This is a genomic window from Streptomyces sp. NPDC111802 (assembly GCF_055634335.1).
In genome coordinates this window covers 111,124-120,104 of the sequence record NZ_JBVKCZ010000011.1, presented here as the reverse complement: position 1 = coordinate 120,104, position 8,981 = coordinate 111,124, and the positions used below count along the sequence as shown (strand labels likewise).

Annotated in this window: 9 protein-coding genes and 2 pseudogenes; 6 read left to right on the top strand and 5 right to left on the bottom strand. The window is 71.9% G+C overall.

Features of this window, described 5'->3' with window-relative positions; genetic code table 11:
* The first annotated feature begins 236 nt into the window (after window positions 1–236).
* The gene (locus tag ACZ7NC_RS14450) at window positions 237–2,285 is read left to right on the top strand and encodes a HelD family protein (protein ID WP_471488108.1); all 2,049 of its coding nucleotides are present in this window, start codon (window positions 237–239) and stop codon (window positions 2,283–2,285) included.
* Between the two features lie 28 nt (window positions 2,286–2,313).
* On the opposite strand, the pseudogene ACZ7NC_RS14445 reads toward ACZ7NC_RS14450, so the two are convergent.
* The 3 genes and pseudogenes from ACZ7NC_RS14445 to ACZ7NC_RS14435 all read right to left on the bottom strand — a co-directional run.
* Window positions 2,314–2,855: pseudogene (locus ACZ7NC_RS14445) on the bottom strand (dihydrofolate reductase family protein).
* Window positions 2,856–2,916: 61 nt separating this feature from the next.
* Window positions 2,917–3,612, bottom strand: coding sequence for a copper homeostasis protein CutC (locus ACZ7NC_RS14440; protein ID WP_471488106.1), 696 nt, complete (start codon window positions 3,610–3,612; stop codon window positions 2,917–2,919).
* Window positions 3,613–3,714: 102 nt separating this feature from the next.
* Window positions 3,715–4,293: pseudogene (locus ACZ7NC_RS14435) on the bottom strand (maleylpyruvate isomerase mycothiol-dependent enzyme family protein); the annotation flags it as partial.
* Between the two features lie 90 nt (window positions 4,294–4,383).
* On the opposite strand from ACZ7NC_RS14435, the gene ACZ7NC_RS14430 reads away from it, so the two are divergent.
* The 4 genes from ACZ7NC_RS14430 (at window position 4,384) to ACZ7NC_RS14415 (ending at window position 7,227) form a co-directional block, all read left to right on the top strand.
* Window positions 4,384–5,037 carry an HD domain-containing protein gene (locus ACZ7NC_RS14430; RefSeq protein ID WP_471488104.1) on the top strand — a complete coding sequence of 218 codons (654 nt, stop codon included), beginning with the start codon at window positions 4,384–4,386 and terminating at the stop codon, window positions 5,035–5,037.
* Between the two features lie 28 nt (window positions 5,038–5,065).
* Complete coding sequence (locus ACZ7NC_RS14425; RefSeq protein ID WP_471488102.1) at window positions 5,066–6,184, top strand: GNAT family N-acetyltransferase; 1,119 nt, start codon at window positions 5,066–5,068, stop codon at window positions 6,182–6,184.
* 39 nt (window positions 6,185–6,223) lie between these two features.
* The gene (locus tag ACZ7NC_RS14420) at window positions 6,224–6,661 is read left to right on the top strand and encodes a PPOX class F420-dependent oxidoreductase (RefSeq protein ID WP_471488100.1); all 438 of its coding nucleotides are present in this window, start codon (window positions 6,224–6,226) and stop codon (window positions 6,659–6,661) included.
* A 92-nt stretch (window positions 6,662–6,753) separates the two neighbouring features.
* The gene (locus tag ACZ7NC_RS14415; RefSeq protein WP_471488098.1) at window positions 6,754–7,227 is read left to right on the top strand and encodes a carboxymuconolactone decarboxylase family protein; all 474 of its coding nucleotides are present in this window, start codon (window positions 6,754–6,756) and stop codon (window positions 7,225–7,227) included.
* A gap of 48 nt (window positions 7,228–7,275) precedes the next feature.
* Here ACZ7NC_RS14415 and ACZ7NC_RS14410 read toward each other — a convergent pair whose 3' ends face one another.
* A complete protein-coding gene (locus ACZ7NC_RS14410) occupies window positions 7,276–7,545 on the bottom strand; it encodes a DUF4031 domain-containing protein (RefSeq protein ID WP_471488096.1) in 270 nt (89 codons plus the stop codon).
* A gap of 25 nt (window positions 7,546–7,570) precedes the next feature.
* Window positions 7,571–7,957: a hypothetical protein gene (locus ACZ7NC_RS14405; RefSeq protein ID WP_471488094.1), complete on the bottom strand. Its 387-nt coding sequence runs from the start codon at window positions 7,955–7,957 to the stop codon at window positions 7,571–7,573.
* 55 nt (window positions 7,958–8,012) lie between these two features.
* Here ACZ7NC_RS14405 and ACZ7NC_RS14400 point away from each other — a divergent pair, with 55 nt between their 5' ends.
* Entirely contained in the window at window positions 8,013–8,924 is a 912-nt protein-coding gene (locus ACZ7NC_RS14400; RefSeq protein ID WP_471488092.1) for a MurR/RpiR family transcriptional regulator, read from the top strand.
* The last annotated feature ends 57 nt before the right edge of the window (window positions 8,925–8,981 follow it).

Below are 8,981 nucleotides of genomic sequence, written 5' to 3'. Positions count from 1 at the left end.
CTGCGGTCCCAAGCCGCGCACCGCCCGCGTACGCCTCCGGACGGACCCCGCACCCCCGGGAAGAAGGGCCGCTCCCCTAGGGGTCGGAATATTCGTTGGCGTACGACGTCGGCGCTCACCTAAAATCTCCGCTCTTGCCCGCCTCCGTTCACGGAGTGCCGCCGTCCGGACGGAAACCGGTCGGCTCTGTCGACCACCCGCAACCACCTGCCCGTAGGTCCTCCGGAGGCACCCCCTTGTCCACGCCCGTCGACGACCCCCTGGACCCGCTCCTGCGAGAGCGCTCCCACCTCGCCTCCTCCCGTGCCGCCCTGCGTGCCATGCGGGAGGACGTCGAAGCCCTCGACATCAGCGACGTCACCGCGAACTGGGTCAACGCCGAAGTCCTCGCCCGTCAGATCGACGAGCGCATCAAGGCCCTGGCCGACCTCAGCGACACCCCGCTGTTCTTCGGCCGGCTCGACTATCTGCACGCGCCCGGCGCCGAGGAGGCCGAGGGCGCGGAGGGCGAGCGCTTCTACATCGGGCGCCGGCATGTGCACGACGCCGCGGGCGACCCGATGGTCATCGACTGGCGGGCACCGGTGTCCCAGCCGTTCTACCGGGCGTCCAAGAAGGACCCGATGGACATCGCGCTGCGCCGCCGCTTCGGCTACACGGGCGGCGACCTCACCGCGTACGAGGACGAGCACCTCTCCGACCCCGCCGAGGCGGCCCGCACCAGCAAGCTGCTCCAGCAGGAGATCGAGCGCCCGCGCGTCGGCCCGATGCGGGACATCGTGGCGACGATCCAGCCCGAGCAGGACGAGATCGTACGGTCCGGGCTCGGCGGGACCGTGTGTGTGCAGGGTGGTCCGGGCACCGGGAAGACGGCGGTGGGCCTGCACCGGGTGGCGTATCTGCTGTACGCCCATCGCGAGCGGCTCGCCCGCACCGGCACGCTCGTCATCGGACCGAACCGGTCATTCCTCCACTACATCGAGCAAGTGCTTCCGGCCCTCGGCGAGTTGACGGTCCGTCAGGCTACGGTCGACGACCTGGTCGCCCATGTCGAAGTGCGCGGCACCGACGACGCGAGGGCCGCGGTGATCAAGGGCGACGCGAGGATGGCGGAGGTGCTGCGGCGCGCGATCTACTCGCATGTGACCATGCCGACGGAGCCGGTGGTCGTCGTCCGAGGATCACGCCGCTGGCGCGTACCGGCGTACGAAGTCGAGGAGACCGTACGCGAGTTGCTCGCCCGCGACATCCGCTACGGCGCCGCCCGCGAGGCCCTTCCGCAGCGCATCGCGCATGCCGTGCTGGTGCAGATGGAGCGGTCGGGCGAGGCGCCGGACGACCGGGTGCAGGACGCGGTGGCCCGCAACAGCGCGGTGAAGGCCGCGGTCAAGGCGATCTGGCCGCCGGTCGACCCGGCCAAGCTAGTGCTGCGGCTGCTGACGGACGCGGACTTCCTGGCCGAACACGCGCGGGGAGTCCTGGACGAGGACGAGCAGAAGACGGTCCTGTGGGCGAAGCCGGTGCGGTCGGTGAAGTCGGCCAAGTGGTCGGCGGCGGACGCGGTGCTGGTCGACGAGGCGGCCGACCTCGTCTCCCGGACACCCTCCCTCGGCCATGTCGTCCTCGACGAGGCGCAGGACCTCTCCCCGATGCAGTACCGGGCGGTGGGCCGCCGCTGCACGACCGGTTCGGCGACGGTCCTCGGCGATCTGGCGCAGGGCACGACGCCGTGGGCGACGCGCAGCTGGGACGAGGCGCTGGCCCACCTCGGCAAGTCGGACGGGGTCATCGAGGAGCTGACGGCCGGCTTCCGCGTCCCGACGGACGTCATCAGCTACGCCTCCCGCCTCCTCCCCCACATCGCGCCGGGCCTCACACCGGTGGCGTCGATCCGTGAGAATCCGGGGTTCTTCGAGGTCCGCGAGGTGTCGGCGACGGCCGAAGTCGTCGCCGCGTGCGCGGAGTTGCTGCGCAACGAGGGGTCGGTCGGCCTGATCGCCGCGGACGCGCGTATTCCGGCGCTGTCGGAGGCGCTCACGGCGGAGGGCGTCAGCTACCTGGCCCCCGGCGAGGAGACGACCGAGCGGACCCGCCTCACGCTGGTCCCCGCGTCGCTCGCGAAGGGCCTTGAGTACGACTATGTCGTCCTGGACGAGCCCCAGGCGGTGGTGGACGGCGAACCGGACGAGCGGACGGGGCTGCGGCGGCTGTATGTCGCCCTGACGCGAGCGGTGTCGGGGCTGATCGTGGCGCACGGGGGGCCGTTGCCCGATCAGCTGGGGTGACGGGGCGTCCCGGCCGGCGCCCTCCGGCTCAGGACAGCACGCGGTAGGTCACGTGGGTGACCAGGCTCGCCGACGCGAATTCACCTGCTCCAGCTTCAGCGGCGGGACGCCCTCGAACAGACGGGTGCCGGCGCCGAGCGTGAGCGGCACGATGTGCGGCCGCAGCTCTTCGATCAGGCCGGCGGCGAGGTACTGGTTGATGGTCGTCGCGCCGCCGTGCACCGCGACATCGCCGTCACCGGCCGCCGCGCGTGCCGGTGCCAGTGCGGACTCGATTCAGTCGGTGACGAAGTGGTACGTGGTGCCGCCGTCCATCGGCTGCGGCTCGCGCGCGTGATGGGTGAGCACGAACACCGGCGCGTGGAACGGCGGATTGTCGCCCCACCAGCCGTTCCACTTCCGGTCCCATTCGCCACGCACGGGGCCGAACATCCAGGCGTGCAGCCCGGCGCCCGAGCCGTCGCCGCCGTCGTCACCGAACGGGCGTTCCTCGGTCTGGCCGAGCCCGGCCGAGTACCCGTCGGCCGAGATCGTGATGTCGCAGATGACCATGGCCGTGCGTGGGGTCATGGCAGTCTCCTCGACTGGATCGATGCCCCCGCATCCTCGCCTCCCAGGGTGGCGCCGTCGACTACGAAACCCCGTCCAGCGCGGCCCGCCACCGCGCCACGGCCGCCACGGAAACCGGCCCGTCCCAGCCCTCGGGCCGCGCCGCTCCGCCGATGTGGAACGCGTCGATCCCAGCCGTCAGCAACCGCGGCACATGATCGAGCCGCAGCCCGCCCCCCACCAGAATCCGCTGCTCATAGCCGGGCTCCCCGCTCCTGGCCACCTCGGCGAGCAACGTCGGGAGCCCCTCGTCCACGCCGACCGCCGAGCCGGCCGTCAGATACGTGTCCAGCCCCGGCATCCCGTCCAGCTGCTTGCGCAGCGCATCCCGGTCGGCGGCCCGGTCGATCGCCCGGTGGAAGGTCCACCGGCATCCGTCCAGCTCCGCCACCACCCGTTCGACGGCCCCGAGGTCCACGCCGCCGTCGGCGTCAAGGAACCCGAGCACGAACTCATCGGCCCCGGCCCCGCGCATCTCGCGCACCACCCGCACCACATCGCCGACGTCCCCCGCCGCGAACCCGTCCGCCAGCCGCAGCATCACGCGCAGATCGATGTCCACGGCGGCCCGGATCCCGGCGAAGGTCCCGACCGGCGGCGTCAGCCCGTCCGCCGCCATGTCGGTGACCAGTTCGAGCCGGTCCGCACCTCCGGCCTGGGCGGCGACCGCGTCCTCGACGCCGAGGGCGATCACCTCCAGGACTGCACGCTTGCTCATGGGACCCCATTCCTCGGCATTTCGACGGCATCGACGGCATCGACGGCGACTACAGGTCTAGTCCAATCCAGAGTACGCCTGCCCCACGGAAGATCCGTTCAACCCCTGAGGCCGAAACCCGCCGACCGCCGCCGTCCCCCCGAGCCGCAGAGGTTCGTCGACTCGTCCAGATCGGCGCGCAGCGGGATGTGCCGCCGCTCCCGGGTGAACCACCCCAGCAGCCGCAGCGCATCCGGCAGCCCGGCCCCGGCATTCGCCCCGCCCCGGCGTGCACCCTCCCCCCAATGCCTTACGGGCATGGGGGACCCGCACCCCCAGCGCCACGGCATCCAGCACCCCGCCCGCCTTCGCGATCACCGCGCCCGCCCCGGTCATCCCGCGCTCCAGCTCGTCGACGGCCTGCGCGTTCGTGCAGTCGGCGCGCTCGGCGATGTCCCGGTCGTTGGATGCGGGCGAGAACACGCCCTCCTCGAAGCGGCTCTCCACCACCGCGTCAACGCGGCCGAAAAGTGGGGCCGGCACATCCCGCACCGACCACCCCGGACACGCGGCAGTCGGCAGCGCGAAGTCGACGTCCGGCCCGGCCCGCAGCCGCGGAACCAGCGCGTCCCGCTCGACGGGCGGCCGCCGCCCCGGCAGTTCGGGACCCCGTACGTCAGGCACGTCAGGCACGTCAGGCACGTCAGGCACGTCAGCAGCAGTCAAGGCCTCCACGCCGGGGGCCCGCGCCCGTGCCCGGGAGAACGCCGGCGCACGGGCCACAATGACGCCATGGCCGATCCCCGCACTCTCGACGCCCTGCGCAGCCGCTTCGCCCGAGCCCTGAACGCCGCCCGCTCCCCCGCGACCTCCCCCGACCCGGCCCCCTACGCCGACAGCCTCCTCACTCGCTGGCAGGAACCACAGCGCCGCTACCACACCCTCACTCACCTCATCGCGGTCCTGGACCACATCGACGAGCTGGCCGGCCATGCCGACGACCCGGACGTCGTACGCCTCGCGGCCTGGTTCCACGACGCGGTCTATCTCCCCGACCGCTCGGAGAACGAGGAGCGCTCCGCCCGGCTCGCCGAACGCGCGCTCCGCGAGGCGGGCGTGTCCGAGGCGAGGACGGCGGAGGTGGCCCGCCTGGTCCGTCTCACCACCAGCCACGACCCGGCGCCGGAGGACCGTGACGGCGAGGTCCTGTGCGACGCCGACCTCGCGATCCTCGCCGCCCCGCCCTCCGCGTACGCCGCCTACACGGCCGCCGTCCGCGAGGAGTACCACTTCGTCCCGAGCGACGCCTTCCGCGCGGGCCGCGCCGCGATCCTGCGCCAACTCCTCGCGCTGCCCAGCCTGTTCCGCACCCCGCACGGCAGAAGGGAGTGGGAGGCCACCGCCCGCTACAACCTGACCGGCGAACTGGAAATGCTGTCGCCCTGACCGGCCCGGGAGCCGTAGCCTGCGGCCCATGCGACACATGGGCGGGGAACGCGTGACCGAGGCCGTGGCGAGCTGCCTGGCGCTGCTGCGCACGGTGGTGGACCAGGACTGGGAAGGGGTGAAGGCCGGGCGCCTGGAGTGGAGTTGCCGTCACACGGCCGAGCACATCGCGAGCGATCTCATCGCCTACGCCGGCCAGTTGGCGGGCCGCGCCCAGCACGCCTATGTCCCCTTCGAGATCACCCTCGACGAGGGCACCGACAACGAGGGGCTGCTCCACGTCATCGAGACGACCGGCGTTCTCCTCACCGCCGCGGTCCGCACCACGCCCCCCGACGCCCGCGCCTTCCACCCGTACCCCTTCCGCAGCGCGAACCGCGAGGGCTTCGCCGCGATGGGGATCGCCGAGGTGCTGCTGCACACGCACGACATCGCCGAAGGGCTGGGGGTGGCGTACGAACCGGCCGCCGAACTGCCCCAGTTCGTCCTCACGACGATCTTCCCGCACATCCGCCCCGGCCCCGACCACTGGCGCACCCTCCTGTGGGCCACCGGCCGCGGCGACCTGCCGGGCCGTCCGCCCGTCACCGAGTGGCGCTGGAACAACAACCTCGTCATCCCCACCGACCGCCTCACCCTCCAGGGCGTCACCCCCGCGGCCGCCGCCGACCTGAGCAAGGGCGGCGACGGCGGATTCAACTGGGTCGTGGGCGGTCCCTTCGAGGGGACGAGGGAGGCCGCCGCAATGGTGCTGAAGGCGTACGAGGCGGGTGTGCACCGCCCCGAGTTCGGCCTGTTCGTCCTGGTCCGCAAGGAGGACGACCTCGCGGTCGGCGGCATCGGCTTCCACGGCACCCCCGACGAGGAGGGCGTGGCCGAGGTCGGCTACGACCTCGTGGAGGGCGTCCGCGGCCGCGGCTACGCGAGCGAGGCCCTGAGCGCACTGTCGGAGTGGGCCCTGACCCGTGACGACGTACGACTCCTGTGTGCCGCGATCCACGACGACAACACCCCCTCCCAGGGCGTCGCCTCGCGCGCGGGATACGTACGGGCGAGCGTCGAGGAGGAGCGGACGGCCTACGAGGAACACGACATGGACCGCGAGCTGAGGCTCTACGTCCGCAGGGGGCGGCCCACCACGGCCTAGCCTGTGGCGGAGCCGAACCGCGTCGCCGAGGGAGCCGCCATGTCGTTCACCGACGAGGAGATCGCCTACCTGACCTCGAAACCGTTCGCCCGTCTCGCCAGCCTCTGCGCGGACGAGCAGCCCGATGTGGTGCCGGTGGCGCTGGAGTTCGACGGCACCCACTTCTGGGTGGGCGGTCCTCGCGCGGAGGTCCTCGGCACCCGCAAGTTCCGCAATGTCGGCCATGGCCGCGACAAGGTGGCCTTCGTCGTGGACGACCTGGTCTCCGTCGAGCCGTTCGTCGCCCGCGGCATCCGGGTGTACGGCGTCGCGAGCGGCCCCGTCGAGCGGGTCGGCATGGTGGGCCCCGGCCACTACCTGCGCATCACGCCGACGCTGTCGTGGAGCTGGAACCTGTCGGACCCGCCTCGGCCGGCCGGTGACACCTGGTACCCGATGCGACGGACGGAGCACGTCCGCGGCACCCACAGCGAGTGACCCACGTCACACCAGTGCGCGTCACATCGCGCCGAGCCCTTCCGTCATAGCTGTGTAACCACCGACCACGGCCCATGACTGAGGAGTTCGCCATGAGCGCTCGCCTGAACGCCCTTGAGATCCCGACCGTCGGCAAGTTCGTGAAGCACATCGCCTCGGCGGGCAAGGTGATCCATGACTCGTCGCTGCCCGTCTCGACGCAGAACATGGTCACGCTGCGCGCCAGCCAGATCAACGGCTGCGGCTTCTGCACCGACATGCACTTCAAGGACGCCGTCGCCGCCGGTGAGGACACGGTCCGCCTCAATCTCGTCGCGGCCTGGCGCGAGGCCACCGTCTTCACCGAGGCCGAGCGCGCCGCGCTGGCGCTGACGGAGGAGGGCACCCGTATCGCCGACGCGGCCGGCGGCGTACCGGACGAGGTCTGGGAGAACGCCGCCAAGCACTACGACGAGGAGCAGCTCGGCGCGCTGGTGTCCCTGATCGCCCTGATCAACGCCTTCAACCGGATGAACGTCCTGGTCCGGCAGCCGGCCGGCTCCTACCAGCCCGGACAGTTCGCGTAACCGAGCGGGGCCCGGCGCGCGGCCGATGGGGCGCGAGGCCGAGGGGCGTCAGCCCCACCCCCGCCCCTTCGCCCTGCGCAGCCCCGCCCCCTGCAGCAACCGCACCACCTCACGGCTGCTGACCTCCACCGCGCCGGCGCGCACCGCGTCGGCGTACCGGTGCGAGGGGATGTCGTAGTGATCCCGCTCGAAGGCCCGCCGCGGCACGCCCAACCCCTCGGCGAAGGCGTGCAGTTCGTCGTACGACACATCGCTCACCAGGTGGGACCACATCCGGCCGTGGCCCGGCCAGGTGGGCGGGTCGATGTAGACCGTCACGATGTCACCAGCGCCACGAAGGCCCTCACGAGGACGGCGCCTCACCCGCGGTGGCCGGTCCCAGGGACCCCAGCGCCGCGACCTTCACCCCCGCCTTGTGGCACACCCAGTGCGGATCGGGCCCCAGTTCCGGCTCGACCTCCAGCGCGTGCGGATCGCCGGTGCCGCACACCGGGCACAGCGGCCAGCGGCCGAACCGGTCCAGCAGCGCGTCCTGTACGTCCTGGGCGATCAGCCCGGCCACGTACTCGACGCCGTCCGGCCACTGCTCCACCCACCAGCGCCGCTGTACGACCGACTCCTCGACCAGTGACACGACGTCCGCCTCGGCGACCTCTCCCGCGACCAGGTCGGCGAGCACCAGGGCGCGGGCGGTGTGCAGCGCCTGTTCCAGCGGAGTGACGGGTTCCATGCACCTATTGTGCGCACTCTTGACCACGACACGGCTTTGAAAATACCTTTCAGATGTGACCAATGAAGTGAAGGAAACTTTCGGTCGCGCGAGCGCGGCCCCGGCACCCGCCGCCCTCGCGGCCAAAGTGCGCACGCTCGCCCCGTCGATGACCCGCTCCATGCAGCGCGTAGCGGAAGCGGTCGCGAACGACCCGGCGGGCTGCGCGGCCCTCACGGTCACCGGCCTCGCCGAACTCACCGGCACCAGCGAGGCCACGGTCGTGCGCACCGCCCGCCTCCTCGGCTACCCCGGCTACCGCGACCTGCGCCTTGCCCTGGCCGGCCTCGCCGCCCAGCAGCAGTCGGGCCGTGCCCCGGCCATAACGACCGACATCGCGGTGGACGACCCGATCGCCGACGTCGTCGCCAAGCTCGCCTACGACGAGCAGCAGACCCTCGCCGACACGGCCGCGGGGCTGGACACGGTCCAACTGGGCGCGGCCGTCGCGGCTGCCGCCGGGGCCCGCCGGATCGATGTGTACGGCGTCGGGGCGTCGGGGCTGGTCGCTCAGGACCTGACGCAGAAGCTGCTGCGGATAGGGCTGATGGCCCACGCCCACAGCGATCCGCACCTCGCCGTGACGAACGCGGTGCAACTGCGTGCCGGTGATGTGGCCATCGCCATCACCCACTCCGGGTCGACCGGTGACGTCATCGAGCCGTTGCGGGTCGCGTTCGAGCACGGGGCCACGACCGTCGCGATCACCGGTCGTCCGGACGGGGCTGTCACCCAGTACGCCGATCACATCCTTACGACGTCGACGGCTCGGGAGAGCGAGCTGCGGCCGGCGGCGATGTCGTCGCGGACCAGTCAGTTGCTGGTCGTGGACTGTCTGTTCGTGGGGGTCGCGCAGCGGACCTACGAGACGGCGGCGCCCGCGCTGGCGGCGTCCTACGAGGCGCTGGCACACCGGCATCGTCGTTAGACCGTGGGCCTGGCCTGAAGGCCGGACAGGACACCGCACATCAGAAAGAGCCGTCTC